We start from the raw sequence: 15,284 nt of genomic DNA, 5'->3' as shown, positions 1-15,284 counted from the left end.
CAAAATTTGGATGAGTATTCAATGTCTTTACCTGATTCTTCATCTTTTAGGACGCGTCCTTTTTTTCAGGGCGTCATGGCAATTATGCCGCTTTCCATCGCAGTTATTCCGTGGGGGATTCTGGCAGGTTCGATGGCTGTCAATGCAGGTTTGTCTTTTGCTAAAGCTTTTGCGATGTCTTCGTTGGTTTTTGCTGGGGCAGCTCAGTTGGTGAGTTTAAGTTTGGTGATGGAGGGGGCATCAACACTGACTATTCTCATTACAATATTTTTTCTAACCTCTCAGCATTTTATTTATGCGTTGACCTTTAGAAATAACATTTCAGTGTTACCCGTTAAACAGCGACTTCCTCTTGGTTTTTTACTAACTGATGAATTATTTGCAGTGAGTCTGTCGCCAGAAAAACGTCATCCAGATTATATGTTAGGTGCGGGGTTATGTTTTTACCTGTTTTGGGTGGTGTTTAGTGTTGTTGGGATTTTGCTTGCACATATGGTTCCAAACTTGATGAATTATCATCTGGACTTTTCAATTGTGGCGATCTTTGTGGCAATGGTTATTCCATTAATTAAAAACTTCCGAGTTGTGGCTGCGGTTTTGGTGACCTGTCTGAGTGGTTTTCTTTTGCGGATGTATCAGGTAGAAGGTGCAATTTTGATTTCAGGTTTGCTGGGAATGGTGACTGCTGTTTATCTGGAGCGCTTCGCAGAGGAGAGTAAAGAATGACATGGCTTATGATCTGTGCATTAGCTGCTATCGTATTTTTTAATCGTTATATCTTTTTATCGCCTAATATTCATATTCGACTACCAACCTTTATTGAACAAATGTTGAAATATTCAGCACCCTGTTTGTTGACTGCGATTTGTTTGCCAATCGTATTTTTTGAGGGTAATCAAATTAGAGCGCTTCCGACAAATGCTTATTTATATGCCGCTATTTTGTGTGTGGTATTGGCTTATTTTCGCATAAAAATTATCTATAATGTAATCATTAGTTTATTGTTCTTTTATGCGCTAAATTTTATGTTTCATACGCTATAAGCTTTAGGCGAAATCAGCCTAAAGCTTATAGGCTAGTTTATGAATTGGATAAACGTAGTTGACGACTTTTCCAGTTTGGAAATACTTTTGCGAGATAAGCATCCATACACCAGACAGGTCCAATCAGTAAAAATTGTAAATCTTTGAAAAAAGATGGTTTTTTCCCTTCAACTTTATGGCCATAAAACTGACCAATCCACGCAATGATAAATACCCCGATATAGAAGCCAACTCCTACAGGAAGGATGTAAATTAACCATGCCATGATTGCAATCAACACCGTCATTGCAATGGCCAGTACAAGATCAAGTCGCGCATAAAAAACTAAGGTAAGTACTAATAACAGTGCAGTGAGTAAAGCACTAAAATGGGCAATGATGCCAATAATCGAAAAAAGGATAGCAGGAACGCAGACCCAGTGAATGGTTTTGTTGATTTTATTTTGATGACTATCGCTGTATTCATCAAACCATTCGGTAATTGTTTTCATGATGCACTCCCTGCATGTTAAAAAACGGTTCTAAAATTGAATATAGACCAGAATTTTAAATGCGTCAAAAGTCATATTGAATGTACCAGTCATCTTGTCCAATTGAACGTTCAAAATCATGCAATTTTAAAGAAAAATACGACACACCGTAAAATTGCTCGAAATATTTGGCGTATTAGCGCGTTTAAAACGCGTATAAACGTAATATTTGATAAAAACAATACTAGGGTAGCTTTTTTAAAACTAAATGGCTCTAATCGCAAATGATGAGCAAATAGCAAAATAAAATTAAATATAAAAATAATCTGTACAAAAAACGTCAGAATTAAGCGTTTGAGAGAGGAAAAAATAATGCTTGTCGAGATAATTTTCATCTTAGAAAATGAAAAAAAGAGCCACATGAAGCGGCTCTATAAAAGCAGTGAATAGGAGTGCTAAGGATTAAGAATTTGGACCATCAACACGTTCAATGCTGACTTTAGCAGTACCTGCACTGGTAATGCCAATACGTTTTGCTGCGCCATAAGATAAATCAAGCACACGATTACCATGGAAAGGACCACGATCGTTAACTTTCACAACAACGCTTTTACCATTGTCTTTATTGGTCACTCGAATGTAACAGTTTAACGGCAAGCTACGATGGGCTGCTGTTAATTCATTCATATCGAATGTATCACCACTGGCTGTTTTACGACCGTGAAACTGACGACCATACCAAGATGCAACACCTGTTTGCGTAAATTTACGAACAGTGTTTGATGCAACTGTATTTAATTTTTCAATCACTGAAGGCTCATCTTCAGGAACTTCAATTTTTGCCGCAATGGTTTGACGACGAATTTTGTCACCAGAACTTTCGGTGATTGAAAGACTATTCAAATTTGAAAAATGTGAATTGAAACTTTGAGACTGTTTGTTTAGCACACGTGCTGCAAGGCTTGAACTTTCAGTATCATTTGAAAGAGGGCTTGCTGGCATCATTTCAGCCTGTGACTGCGTAACTGCCAGTCCGACTGTGAGCGCTAAGGCATATTTTAGCGAAAACTGCATTACTTAAACTCCTACAGACACAAAGAACGCTTTTTAATTCAGGCGGATTCCTAAAAAAATAAAGCGAAAAGTGTCTAAATTATTCACTTTTGCAATTGCTTTATGGTGGAGGATAATATTCAGCGCTCAATCATGGTGTCTAGTCTTTGCTAGAAAAAAGTTACAAAAAGGACAAAAACTCACAAAAAACGGTTAATAAATAATCAATATTGTAACAATATATTTAAAAAGCGTTTTTTGTGAGCGATTGCTCAAATTTTTTTATTGACTTTTGTATTTTATTTAAAAATTAGTGTTAACGGCTTGCAACTTCAGTACCCAATAACCACACGGCAGTCGCATACATTCTGCTTCGATTGTAGGTCGTGATCACTTGGAAATTAGGGTAGGTAATATAGTACATAGGCCCATAATTTTCTTGAAGTTGAATGACATTTACCAGATCTAGATTATCGATTTTGATAATCGGATTAAGTGGGGTTACGCCCTGATCTTTTAATGTGCCGTAGGGAACGGGCTGGGTCAGATCTTTGGCAATCACACTGTCGGGATTAGAACCTGTATAACGTGCTGCAAATCCGATCGGTCGGTTACGTTGCCAGCCATTTTGAGCCAGATAATTTGCAATAGAGGCGATGGCATCTTCTGCGGAATTTCTTAAATCAATATGCCCGCTGCCATCGTAATCCACGCCGTACTTGGTAATATTGCTTGGCATGAATTGTGGATAGCCAATCGCACCTGCATAAGAACCTACAATACTATTGGTTGGATAGCCTTCTTTATACGTCCATGCTAGCAATGAGCTCAGTTCATCACCAAAATACTCCGCACGACGTGGGTATCCAAATGCCAGTGTCGCTAATGCATCTCGGGTGATGAAAGAGCCTTTATTGGCACCATAACCCGTCTCAACCCCTAAAATGCCCAAAATAACGGACTGAGGGACGCCAAATTGCTGTTCAGCGCGATTGAGCACATCTGCATACTGATTTTTAAAGCGTACACCGCGTTGAATCGTTCCTTCGCTGAGAAACATTGCTTTATAGTCATACCACGGTTTGCTTTCACCAGGGCGGGTCATAATGGTTAAAATATTAGGTAAGTTTCGCGCGCCATTCATCGCACTATCAATTTGTTCGGCACTTAGACCATATTTGGACATGGTTTTTTGTTTAAATGCTGCGTAATTGGGATCATTTATAAATTCATTGGCTTCAGCACATACTGCTGCGGCAAGAAAACCGCTAAAAAGACAAAATTGTTTCAATGGTTTTTTCAATACCAGTTTCAACATGATTTAAAGTTTTCCTAATTATAGAGTGACCCATCAACGATGAGTGTGAATGGACATCACCAGTCCAAAAGTTGCCATTAAGGTAATAATTGCCGTTCCGCCATAGCTCATAAAAGGTAAAGGCACACCGACTACAGGTAAAATACCACTGACCATGCCTGCATTTACAAATACATAAACAAAAAAGGACAAACCTAATGCACCAGCAACCAAACGCCCATAGTTATGGAAGCAGTTCATACCGATCTGGAAAGTTCTAAAAATAATGGCAAAATAAAGAAGGATTAAAATAGTAACGCCGATCAGACCAAACTCTTCTGAAAATGCCGCGATAATAAAGTCAGTATGACCTTCAGGTAAGAAGTGTAAATGTGATTGAGTGCCTTCAAGGAAGCCTTTTCCTGAAAAGCCACCAGAACCGATGGCTGTTTTAGATTGGATAATGTTCCAGCCTGTACCAAGAGCATCCGCTTCAGGATTAAGCAAAGTGAGTACGCGCTGTCTTTGGTAGTCATGTAGTAAAAATTCCCATGCAATTGGAATAATAATGCCAGCACCAATCAGCGCGGCTCCAATCATTTTCCAAGATAGTCCACTGAGAAAAAGTACAAACATACCACTGGCCAAAATGAGCACAGAAGTTCCCAAATCAGGCTGTTCAGCGATTAGTAGAAAAGGGATACCAATTAACACCAAAGAGAGGATGACATTCATAAAACTTGGGGGCAGTGGTTTACGTGATAAAAACCACGCAATCATCATCGGCATGCCAATTTTCATAAATTCGCTGGGCTGTACACTTCCAAACCCTGGAATATCAATCCAACGTTTTGCACCCATACGAATTTCGCCAAATACCATGACGGAGATCAGTGATAAAACCCCAAACGCATAAAAATACGGTGAAAAGGCTTGATAAACTTTGGGTGGGATCTGAGCCAAGGTGATCATCACGGCAAATCCGATACCAAAACTCATGGCTTGCTTGGTGACCAGTCCAACATCCTGTGCGGAGGCGCTATATAAAACGGTCAATCCCAGACAGGCATTGAGAATTAAAAAAGTACATAGCCAAGGGTCAATATGTAATTTTTGAAAGCGTGAAGGTTGCATAGCTGTGCTTAAGCCATCACGGGGTGCTTGACGTAAAAATTTGTATTGAGAACTTGGAGACATGCGATTTTATACAGGGTCAATCAATGCTTGGCGCATGCTAACATAACTGCTGTTTTAGGCAATGTATATCCATATTTTGCAATAAAAAAACCCGACTTTTGCCGAGTTTTCGATGAAGATTCTATTATAACGATCAATCAATTGAAAAATAATGTGTCGTGATATTCTGCCAAGGCATTAATTTCCTCTTTGTGCAAATGAGGAATGAGCTTATCGATGGCAATATGTACGGCCTTTGTCACCGCTGCTGCGCCAATATCGGCACCTTTACGTTTGATCATGCCTAAATCTAGGGTTTTATTGAAATCAATCATGAAATGACGAATCGTGGCATCAGCAAATTGTTTGTATTGCTCAGACAATACGCGACGATCGACCTCGTTTCCTGCTTTGATTTCAGCAAAGCTATTTTTAAGATTGGTCACCAGTGTCGGATCAAGATCTTCACCGACTCGATAACGACCTTCTGGGTCTTTATGTAAACTATGTTCAGAAAATTCGATAGATTGTTTAACCACATCGTTCGGTGCTTTACTTAATAGTTGTTTAAGTAGAACAGCAACTGTTGATTTGACATAGCCTGCCAGTTTTTCGGCTGTTTCACGCTTATCACTTTCAGGAAAACGACGGACGAGCTCAAGCAAAATTGCATCCAGAATTTCATCATTAATCTGTAAAGCAACTTCATCACGTAATGGATAAAGCGGTTCACTTGAATTTTTTTTCTGAATACCAGTTTGAATATTGTTAAGCAATGATTCAGACGGGATAAAACCAAAAAATGGCATATAAGTTCCTCAATTATTCGTTTTATTGTCGAGCCAATCGGATAGGGTTTGGCATCCATGACAAATCCGATACACGACATGGATTGATATCCAGTCCTCCACGACGTGTATATGTTGCATATACCATCAGCTTTTCGGGTTGCAGGTGAGTCCAGATATCGGCAAACATCTGTTCTACACATTGCTCGTGAAAGCCATTGTGCTGACGGTAGGAGATAATATACGCCAAAATGCTACGATAACAAGGCTTAAGCCCTTGAAAACGTATAAATACCGTGCCCCAGTCAGGTTGTCCTGTCACAGGACAATTACTACGCAATAAATGTGAAAATAGTGTGACATCCACATGATCTTGCTGTTCTGTATCTAGTTTTAAAAGTCCAGCATTTGGATGATTTTCCAGATGCTCAGGAATTAACTCGTCGATACAGATGCCTTGAGGTTTGGTAATTTCTAGCGCATCTACATCAAACAATTCAAGCGTCACTTTTGCATTGGCAGCTTGGCTTAAATCTTGTTCTACAAGGTCAATTAAATCCTGTTTTGAATCGAGCCGATGAAAATTTAAACTATTAAAATAAAGTTTAAGCGATTTAGACTCGATCAAATTGGTTGAAGTCGCGGGTAGCGTAATACGGCCAATCGCAACTTGTGGGATACCTAAGCCATTCAACCACGACAATTCAAAAACATGCCACCAGTCTAAACCCTGAGTAATGCCTTTTAAGTCAGCATAATTTTCACGCGAAAGGGCACGGGCAATTGGAAATAAAACACTGGGCTGATATTCAGTAGGATATTCTGTTTCTTTACCCAATAAAGATTGTTCAACACTCATTCACGCATTCCTGAACCACGAGCTAATAAATAGTAAGCGACCGCATATAACACGGCACAGCAAATTGTTACGATGACAAGGGAAAGCATCACATTGACATCGCTTTGCCCTAAAATTCCATAACGAAAGGCATTGACCATATAAACGATTGGATTAATTAATGATAAATGTTGCCAAAATGGAGCCAAAGCACTAATCGCATAAAATACGCCGCCCAAATAAGTCAGCGGAGTAAGTACGAAAGTCGGGATAATCGAAATGTCATCAAAGGATTTGGCATAAACCGCATTAATAAAGCCGCCAAGCGAAAATAAAAAAGCGGTCACTAAAACGGTATAGATCGTCACGAACCAATTATGGATATAAAGGTCTGTGAAAAACAAACTCATAATGGTGACGATAATCCCGACGAGCACACCGCGACACACCCCACCAATCACATAGCCCCATAAAATAAGATGTAATGGCACTGGACTCATGATCAATTCTTCAATGCTTTTTTGAAATTTAGCACTAAAAAAACTGGAGGAGACGTTGGCATAACTGTTGGTAATAATTGCCATCATAATCAAGCCAGGAACGATAAATTGCATATAGCTAAAGCCAGCCATTTGTCCCACACGCGAACCGACGAGATTACCAAAAATAATGAAGTACAAACTCATGGTAATCGCAGGTGGCAATAGGGTCTGAGGCCAAATCCGCATGAAACGACGAATTTCTTTACGAACTAATGTCCAGAGTGCGGTTTGTAATTGGGTGAAATTCATGATGCTGCTCCCTGAAGATTCTTTTCGACCATTTTGACAAAGAGTTCTTCAAGGCGATTAGATTTGTTACGCATGCTTCGAACAGTGATTCCTTGAGCTTCTAAAAGCTGGAAAAGATCATTGAGCGAATGAGCTTTATCCATAGTGACTTCTAAAGTCATTGGATCAATCTGGTTAAATCGAACACCAATAATATTAATGTTATCTAAGGGTTCAATTGGATAAGCGAGATCAAAAATAAAAGATTCTTCACTGAGTTGATTCAGGAAGTTTTTCATAGAGGTATCTTCTTTGATCGTGCCTCGATCAATAATAGCAATTCGACGGCAGAGCATTTCTGCTTCTTCGAGATAATGGGTCGTCAAAATAATAGACGTTCCATTATTATTCATTTCGACCAGAAAATCCCACATGGAACGTCGAAGTTCAATATCAACCCCCGCAGTAGGTTCATCTAGAATCAATAATTTGGGTTCATGCATCATGGCACGGGCAATCATCAAACGGCGTTTCATCCCGCCAGAAAGCATACGTGACTGGATATTACGCTTTTCCCAAAGTCCTAATTTTTCAAGATAAAGTTCTGCACGTTGTTCTGCCAGTTTTTGCGGAATGCCATAATATCCCGCTTGAGTGACGAGAATATCAAAGGTTTTCTCAAATTGACCAAAGTTAAATTCTTGGGGAACGACACCGAGGCATTGTTTGGCATGAGAAGGATGAGTGTCCAGATTATGTCCAAAAATCTCGACCGTGCCAGAGGTTTTTTTGGTCAATGAACTAATAATACTGATGGTGGTTGATTTGCCTGCACCGTTTGGTCCTAAGAGTGCATAAAATTCGCCTTCAGGAACGGTTAAATCAATTCCTTTAAGTGCCTGAAATCCATTGCGATATGTCTTGGACAAATCGTGTAACTTCAATGCATCAGTCATGAAAATCTCACAATACGAAATAATAGCGGTATTTTGATCGATCTGAAAACATAAGCCAAGTGTATTAATAGGATTTAATCAAACTAAATTTGCAACGATAGTCATTCACTTTATAGGGTGCAAAAGATGTACGGGGCACTTAAATTTATTTTAAAGTGATGATTAATTAAACATAAATGCAATTAGTCTTACTTATTTACTTTACCCCATGCGTTTTTTTGCCTATGATGTGCCTCGCATGCGCTCATAGCTCAACTGGATAGAGTACAGGTTTCCGAAGCCTGTGGCGTGGGTTCGAGTCCCGCTGAGCGCACCATTTCCTTGTTTTATCCCTTCCGATATTGTCTTAAAATCATTTAAAATAAATAACTTACGTAATTGGGTTGTCCGATACTATCCAAAGGCGTTTTAGGATACCGTAATCTTTTACGGTATTTTTTACGGTACATTCCATTTCTGACAAAAATATACCGTAAAAATGCCTAAATTAGTTATCAGTCTGACTGACTCAAAAATTAAGTCTGCAATATCAATGCAAAAGAAATCATTTGAAAAGAATATTAAGCTTTCAGATGGTGGTGGCCTTTATTTATTGTTAGATAGAAAAGGTGGGGCATATTGGCGTTTTGATTATATTCGCCCAATCTCTAAGAAAAGAGCCACTATAGCTATCGGTATTTATCCAAGTTGTACATTGGCCAGAGCTCACGCAAAACGAAGTGAGTTTAGAGAACTGCTTGCGCAGAATATTGACCCAGCAATTCAAAAGCAAGATAAACAGTCCCAATGTCGAAATAATAGTTTTAGATCAGTAGCAGATGAATACCGTAAGACTGAAGAGCTGGAACCAAGTACACAACGTCGGAATCAGTTTATCTGGGATAAGCTTTATGTTGCTATTGGTGAGTTCCCCATTGATTCGATAACAGCCACTCAAATTTTGGAAGTATGCCGTCTTTATGAAAGACAAGGTAAGACTGACTCAGCAAAGCGAATGAGAAGTAAAGCATCTCAGGTGTTTCGGTATGCGATTGCTTTGGGTTTATGTCAATTTAACGTTGCTGACCAAATTAGCGGTATTTTGAAGGTGGGTAAAACTAAGCATCGAGCGGCTATTACTGATGAGCAAAAGCTAGGACAACTATTAAAGAATATTAATACACATGCAGGTCGTGGGGATATTGCTATTGATTATGCAGTCAAAATCTTACCCCATGTATTTGTGCGTCCTGGAGAATTACGTGCAGCAAAATGGGCAGATATCGATTTTAAAAATAGAACATGGAGTTATACACCGCCTAAGACCAAAAATCAGACAGCCCTACAACATATTGTTCCTTTGTCTGATCAAGTCTTGAAGCTGTTCCAAGAATTGTATTGCATTACTGGATATACCGAATATTGTTTTGTGTCTATGCGAGATAAAACGAAAACCATCAGTGAATCAACTATTAATAAACGATTGAAACAATATGGTTTTGAAAATGGTGAGACAACAGGGCATGGCTTTAGAGCTACGGCAAGAACTTTATTAGATGAAGTTCTAAAATTTCCTATTGAACGTATAGAACAACAACTTGCACATCAGGTTCGCGATATGCATGGTCGAGCGTACAACCGTACTAAGTATTTGGAGGAGCGTTCAGTGATGATGCAAGCATGGTCTGATTATTTGGATAGATTAATGTGTAAACATGCTAAGCAAGCTATAGCTAAATTCTAAAGTCGATATAACGTAAATATTTTTGTAAAATAATATTTTATAAGGTTTTTGGCATGCTTCGAAATTAAGTGATTAGCTATAGAACAAGTAGTTAATTGATTCCTGAAAAGGCGTTACGCTGCGATACTTTCTCTTGAAGCTGCTGTTTTTTCTGATCGGATAAAAAGGCGATACTCAAACCGTTTTGCTGCGCTTGACGGATTTGTGCTTCGGATAAGCCTGCCTGTGGTGCTGCGTGTAAATATTCATGTTGAATATCAATGCCTTCAATCGCAGGGTCGTCACTGTTAATCGTGGCTAAAATGTCATGTTCAAGAAAGGTTTTAAGCGGATGTTTAGCAATATCGGCAACGGTACTGGTTTGCAGATTTGAGGTTATGTAGGACTCAATCCCGATCTGATGTTCAACTAAATAATCCAGTAATTTTGCATCTTCCACAGCTTTCACCCCTTGCCCGATACTGGTTGCACCGAGTGTTTGAATCGCTTGCCAAATACTGCTTGCACCTGCGGCTTCGCCTGCATGGATGCTGATGTGCCAGCCTGCTTCACGAGCTTGCTTGAAATGATCAATAAACAGTTCCCCTGGAAAGCCCAGTTCATCACCTGCCAAATCTAGTGCGGTAATCTGGTCACGATGAGTCAGTAAGGCATCCAGTTCTTGCTGGCAGCGAGCCTGCCCAAAGGTACGACTCATAATACCGATGAGCTTAGCAGGAAGATCAAAGTCACGGCTGCCTTGCTGAACGCCATCAATCACGGCTTCGACTACGCCAGCCAGTGGAAGTTGATGGCTCATCGCCATATATAAGGGTGAAAAGCGCAGTTCGACATAGTCCATACTTTGCTGTGCTGCATCTTGCATATTTTCCCATGCGACACGGCGGCAGGCATCCAAATCACCCAAGACTTTCACGCCCCAGTCCAGTTTGTTTAAGAAGCTCAGCAGGTCGGGCTGATTGTCTATGACCTGCAATGCGGCAGTAGTTCCGGCAGGGTATTGGCAGGCAGTTGAATCTGAAATTGCTGCCCTAGTTCTAAAATGGTTTGCGGACGGATGTTGCCATCGATGTGGCGGTGTAAATCGGTGAGCGGGATATTTTTATCAATCATTATTGTTCACCTAATAGTTTATCCAGTCAAAAAAGTGTGATGTCCTTACAGTATAATTGCAAGGGGGATTTATTCAGCTACTGCATAATCATAAACGCCAGTTGGCTCATGTACCACAGAACCGTATTCGCTCCGCATATAACAGAGCTCAGTACTGGGATGAGTGTATAAAAATCATAAAATTGTATAGTGTTGTAGTAAAGAACTGGCTATATGAAAATTAAAAGAAATCTTATAAGCTTTCTTTTAATAATTTATTTATTTCAAAGATTTTATTTTGGATTTTTTCTTCAGGTAAAACAGGATATTCTATAGTTAATTCATTTTCTAAAAGAATACTTTCTAAATGTTCATTCTTTAAATAAGATGTTGCTAACAAATGAGTTAAATATTTTATCTTATATTCAAGATTTTTGTTTTTTTGATTCAAATTAGTAATTTCTTGCTTATTATTATCAATTATAAATTTGAATGCTTCTAAGTCTATTTCCTTTGGTTTTAATTTTTCAATCTTTTGCTTTATATTTTTTTTGTTAATGTGGCCAGTTATAATATTTTCAATAACATTTTCTTCACGAGGGAAATTGAATTCATTTTTAATTTCTTTAATTGAATTTACTACTTCTTTAGAGAGTTTATATTGTTTTTTAATTAAAAATGAATCTTTGCTTTTGCTCTTAAAGGTCCGAAATTTTGGTTTTAATTTATCAAAACAGAATTTTGATATTGATATAAACATACCATTTAATGCTGCTTTTTCAGTCAGCTGGTTGGTTTGATTTCTGTCAGAAATATGAATTTCTCCATTATGTCCTTTTTGGCTTGTTAATAAGCCTGTAGGGTTTAATGGATTTAGTTCATGCTGAATAAATTGTACTTTTATTGTTCTTTCTTTGTCTAACCACTCTTGAAGCATAATTACAGGTCTGGTCATAAAATCACCATATATTTTTTTACAAAGTAAACGTTATACTTAATTTTAACATAATTGAAAACTTAATGTTATTTATCTTGTTAACAAATATGTTAACTTAACGTTAAGATTTAAATAATAGTGCGTTTTATGAAAATATTACAAACGACTGCTACAGCTGTGGTTCTTTTTAAGGAGTTGGACTATAGCTTACAGCCTTTAGATAGGTTTGTGTTTTTTAGACTCTGGCTAAAGTATGTTGATCGTGAAATAGATATGAGTGCGCCACTTACACTTGCAAAAGAAATAGGCATTCATTCGGTAAAACTTAGAGGTTCGATTCAACTGCTCATTGATAAAGGAATACTGGAATGTGTTTCTAAAGATACAGTGAAGATAGTTTTTTTGAATAGTGATAATGAAATAAGATCTAAAAAAATAATTAAACGCCAGATATTAGTGCAGCAGCAAAATAGTCATCTATTCATATTTATTTATAAACTTTTGACCATTATTTATGATGTAAGAATTAGTCATAAGCAAAGCCAAATAGATGAACTGTTGAAAATTGACTATAAGGCATGGCTTGTATTATTTACATTAGTTGCCAATAGTGATGAAAATGGGGTAGTTCTTAGAGTAGGTATGCATGAGTTAGGTCTTTATACAGGCATGAGTAGGCATTCCATTTTACGCTCTTTAGATAAAATTTTCTCGTTTGGAATATTAAGGTCTAAAATAAATGGCACATTAGACAATGCACTTCTCAATTTTACTTCAGCGATTTATTTAATTAATTTATCACACCCAATATGGGGTGAATATTGCCAATACAAAAAATATTTTTTGATAAAGAATCCAGCAACTCAGAATTTTTTAGTACAAGCATTAGATGTTTTGAATAACTTGGATAAGCCAGAGCTATTTTTATCATCACAGATTCAGACGTTACAATATATTCAAGATTTAAATGCTTTCCAATTTGAAAATGCTATTTCAGCTTTAGTAAAGTATTTAGAAGAGTTTAATTTTGCTTCAGAGCTTAGCAATAGCTTTGCTATAAAGATGAATATTTCTAAATTCAGGTCATCCATCAGGCTGAAAAAAACTGACAACCAAATGGATAATTTAAAACGCTTAGAATTTATCTTCAAGTATGTCGCTAAATGCTTGCCTGCTCGTCAATTATATTGGTCGAGTAAAATAGAGTTATTTGATGATTTAGCACTGTATGAGAAGATTTCAGAATTCAAAAAATATCTTTACTTTAATGATTTTGAGTCTTTTAGCGACTCAACATCCCAAGTTTCAAAAATTCCAAAGAGTGAACTTATACAAATTTTAGAAACAAGCCAATTACAGATTTACAGCTTCATCACGCAATATTTACTTAAAAACGAAGCGCTTCATTTAATAGATGTTGCTCAGCAAGAATTTTTTGATATTAGACCTATACCGCTAGCTGGTGAGGTGCAATTGAGCGGTTATGTTTCGGCTTCTATAAAGCAAGACCAGCTATTTATTTTTAGCTTTGAATCTGATGGAAAGGTGTATAGGAAAGTCCAACAAGAGGTTGAGATGAGCATAGAAAATCAAAAGTTATTTGGTTTGTTAGATCAATCTTGTACAGCTTTAACTTTTTAAAATACAGTTGTTGAGCTGATATGAAATTTCAGCTAAAAATCATTTTTCTGACTTAACTATCGTAACGCTAAAATATATAAAAAGCCTAGCTTAGCCGAAGGTCTGGAAATTCTGCTGATCAGCTAGGCTATGGTTATTGCTTTTACGCTAAGACGGTTTTATATATTATTAATATATAGATTAATACTAATAATAGATTAATGACTGAAGCGTATAGAACTATAAATACTAGATATATCAATACAATCACTGTTACTCATACAGATAACAAGAACAGTTAGACATGTCATGCAGATATGAATATATACCCAATATGCATGATGATAGGGACCAATAGTCCATGTAGAATGAGAGCACTATTCGATAAATGCGGATAGTGGATGACTTGTTCTTACTCTAGATAAAAACACTATTTAAAAAAATAAGTCGATTGCTTAACTATGACGTGAATCATAGTTAAGGAAGTTCAACGTGTTCCCATTGGATTTAGATGATCAGGCAAGGGTGATGTATACCATTCATCGCTTTGTAGATGTATGTCTTAATTTTGATATTTCAGACGAAGCATTCATTTTCAACCTAGAACGCTTGTATTGCGCATTTGAAGCGTTTAAACAAGAAGGGCTTGAGTATGCAGCATCGCTTAGGGCGTTTATTGCAGTTACTGAATACGTCAATAGCCAACGTGGCATGCTTAGCTTTGCTGAATATCTGACAGGGCTTTCAATAGGGGAAATTAAGGCATTAAGACGAATCCTGCATGCGCATCGAGGGCTGATACGTGATGAGATCAAAAGCTTTGCGAGACGGAAAGAATTGAATCGAGTGGCATTACTTGAGGAGTTCGAAGGCGCAATCAAGGGGTATTATTCGGTTCTAGTGATCAGAGTGGATTTGAGCTATAGCAAGGACAGCATGAGTGAAATTACAGTAAATGACTTCTATCAGCATATTGGAAAACTGCGTGATTTGATCACTGATAAGAATGGATATTTTGATGCACTTTTGACCTATGCGATCGCACTGGAGCAGGGTATAACCAAAGGCTTTCATGCTCATTTAACATTGGTGATTAATAGATCGAAGCATCAGAGTGATTATAAAATTGCTGAGGGAGTGATCGATAAGTGGAAGGAAATCACATTCGATAAGGGTTTTGGGCGGAACATCAACACGACAGCGAATAAAGACAACTACGAGAAGCAAGGTCGTTTAGGTATTGGAGATATTCGTCGAACGACACCCGAACAAGGCAACAATGCTTTGGGTGCAGTTGCTTATCTCAGTGACCCTGATAAATACGAGCAGTCGTTATTGGTTAAACCACGAGGGCGTAAAACGTTTTATAAGGGGGATTATCAGCATCATGGTCGCCCAATACCTGATATAGAAGAAAATAGAAGAATCAAAGAATGGGATGCGCAGACCGCTTTAGCAAAGCTGGAAGAGGAGATTTGGTTTAAAAAATTATGAACATGCCAGTTCTATGAAATCAATTCAT

At 37.8% G+C, this 15,284-nt stretch carries 14 protein-coding genes, 1 tRNA gene and 1 pseudogene; 6 read left to right on the top strand and 10 right to left on the bottom strand.

All coding sequences use genetic code 11. The annotated features are described in order from the left end of the window. Window positions 1-21 precede the first annotated feature (21 nt). A complete protein-coding gene (locus F944_RS06890) occupies window positions 22-726 on the top strand; it encodes an AzlC family ABC transporter permease (protein ID WP_004988615.1) in 705 nt (234 codons plus the stop codon). Further along, window positions 723-1,043: an AzlD domain-containing protein gene (locus F944_RS06885; protein ID WP_004988613.1), complete on the top strand. Its 321-nt coding sequence runs from the start codon at window positions 723-725 to the stop codon at window positions 1,041-1,043. Before F944_RS06890 ends, F944_RS06885 begins: the two co-directional genes overlap by 4 nt. A gap of 37 nt (window positions 1,044-1,080) precedes the next feature. Here the strand turns inward: F944_RS06885 and F944_RS06880 are convergent, their stop codons facing one another. The 8 genes from F944_RS06880 to F944_RS06845 all read right to left on the bottom strand — a co-directional run bounded on the left by F944_RS06880 (window position 1,081) and on the right by F944_RS06845 (window position 8,390). Then, the gene (locus F944_RS06880; protein ID WP_004988611.1) at window positions 1,081-1,533 is read right to left on the bottom strand and encodes an Mpo1 family 2-hydroxy fatty acid dioxygenase; all 453 of its coding nucleotides are present in this window, start codon (window positions 1,531-1,533) and stop codon (window positions 1,081-1,083) included. A 441-nt stretch (window positions 1,534-1,974) separates the two neighbouring features. Beyond that, window positions 1,975-2,586 carry a septal ring lytic transglycosylase RlpA family protein gene (locus F944_RS06875; protein ID WP_004988609.1) on the bottom strand — a complete coding sequence of 204 codons (612 nt, stop codon included), beginning with the start codon at window positions 2,584-2,586 and terminating at the stop codon, window positions 1,975-1,977. 295 nt (window positions 2,587-2,881) lie between these two features. After that, entirely contained in the window at window positions 2,882-3,883 is a 1,002-nt protein-coding gene (mltB, locus tag F944_RS06870) for a lytic murein transglycosylase B (protein ID WP_004988606.1), read from the bottom strand. Window positions 3,884-3,916: 33 nt separating this feature from the next. Continuing rightward, entirely contained in the window at window positions 3,917-5,059 is a 1,143-nt protein-coding gene (gene rodA / locus F944_RS06865; protein ID WP_004988605.1) for a rod shape-determining protein RodA, read from the bottom strand. Between the two features lie 137 nt (window positions 5,060-5,196). Next, the gene (locus tag F944_RS06860; protein ID WP_004988601.1) at window positions 5,197-5,847 is read right to left on the bottom strand and encodes a hypothetical protein; all 651 of its coding nucleotides are present in this window, start codon (window positions 5,845-5,847) and stop codon (window positions 5,197-5,199) included. Between the two features lie 22 nt (window positions 5,848-5,869). Next, complete coding sequence (gene queF / locus F944_RS06855) at window positions 5,870-6,685, bottom strand: NADPH-dependent 7-cyano-7-deazaguanine reductase QueF (protein ID WP_004988600.1); 816 nt, start codon at window positions 6,683-6,685, stop codon at window positions 5,870-5,872. Further along, window positions 6,682-7,455: an ABC transporter permease gene (locus tag F944_RS06850; RefSeq protein WP_004988590.1), complete on the bottom strand. Its 774-nt coding sequence runs from the start codon at window positions 7,453-7,455 to the stop codon at window positions 6,682-6,684. Before F944_RS06850 ends, queF begins: the two co-directional genes overlap by 4 nt. Beyond that, window positions 7,452-8,390 carry an ABC transporter ATP-binding protein gene (locus tag F944_RS06845; protein ID WP_004988582.1) on the bottom strand — a complete coding sequence of 313 codons (939 nt, stop codon included), beginning with the start codon at window positions 8,388-8,390 and terminating at the stop codon, window positions 7,452-7,454. Before F944_RS06845 ends, F944_RS06850 begins: the two co-directional genes overlap by 4 nt. Window positions 8,391-8,630: 240 nt before the next feature. Here F944_RS06845 and F944_RS06840 point away from each other — a divergent pair. Both F944_RS06840 and F944_RS06835 read left to right on the top strand, forming a co-directional pair. Next, window positions 8,631-8,706, top strand: a tRNA-Arg gene (locus tag F944_RS06840). A gap of 162 nt (window positions 8,707-8,868) precedes the next feature. After that, complete coding sequence (locus tag F944_RS06835; protein WP_004988581.1) at window positions 8,869-10,113, top strand: tyrosine-type recombinase/integrase; 1,245 nt, start codon at window positions 8,869-8,871, stop codon at window positions 10,111-10,113. Window positions 10,114-10,204: 91 nt separating this feature from the next. Here the strand turns inward: F944_RS06835 and add are convergent. Both add and F944_RS06825 read right to left on the bottom strand, forming a co-directional pair. After that, a pseudogene (gene add / locus F944_RS06830) lies at window positions 10,205-11,226 on the bottom strand (adenosine deaminase). Window positions 11,227-11,458: 232 nt separating this feature from the next. Continuing rightward, window positions 11,459-12,160 carry a hypothetical protein gene (locus F944_RS06825; RefSeq protein ID WP_004988578.1) on the bottom strand — a complete coding sequence of 234 codons (702 nt, stop codon included), beginning with the start codon at window positions 12,158-12,160 and terminating at the stop codon, window positions 11,459-11,461. 129 nt (window positions 12,161-12,289) lie between these two features. Here F944_RS06825 and F944_RS06820 point away from each other — a divergent pair, with 129 nt between their 5' ends. Next, window positions 12,290-13,783, top strand: coding sequence for a hypothetical protein (locus F944_RS06820; RefSeq protein WP_004988561.1), 1,494 nt, complete (start codon window positions 12,290-12,292; stop codon window positions 13,781-13,783). 471 nt (window positions 13,784-14,254) lie between these two features. Then, a complete protein-coding gene (locus F944_RS06815; protein WP_004988555.1) occupies window positions 14,255-15,256 on the top strand; it encodes a YagK/YfjJ domain-containing protein in 1,002 nt (333 codons plus the stop codon). Window positions 15,257-15,284 lie beyond the last annotated feature (28 nt).

Origin of the sequence: Acinetobacter ursingii DSM 16037 = CIP 107286 (assembly GCF_000368825.1) — a bacterium.
GTDB classification, from domain to species: Bacteria; Pseudomonadota; Gammaproteobacteria; order Pseudomonadales; family Moraxellaceae; genus Acinetobacter; species Acinetobacter ursingii.
The sequence above is the reverse complement of the archived record's forward strand: the minus strand, read 5'-3'. Positions and strand labels throughout refer to the sequence as shown.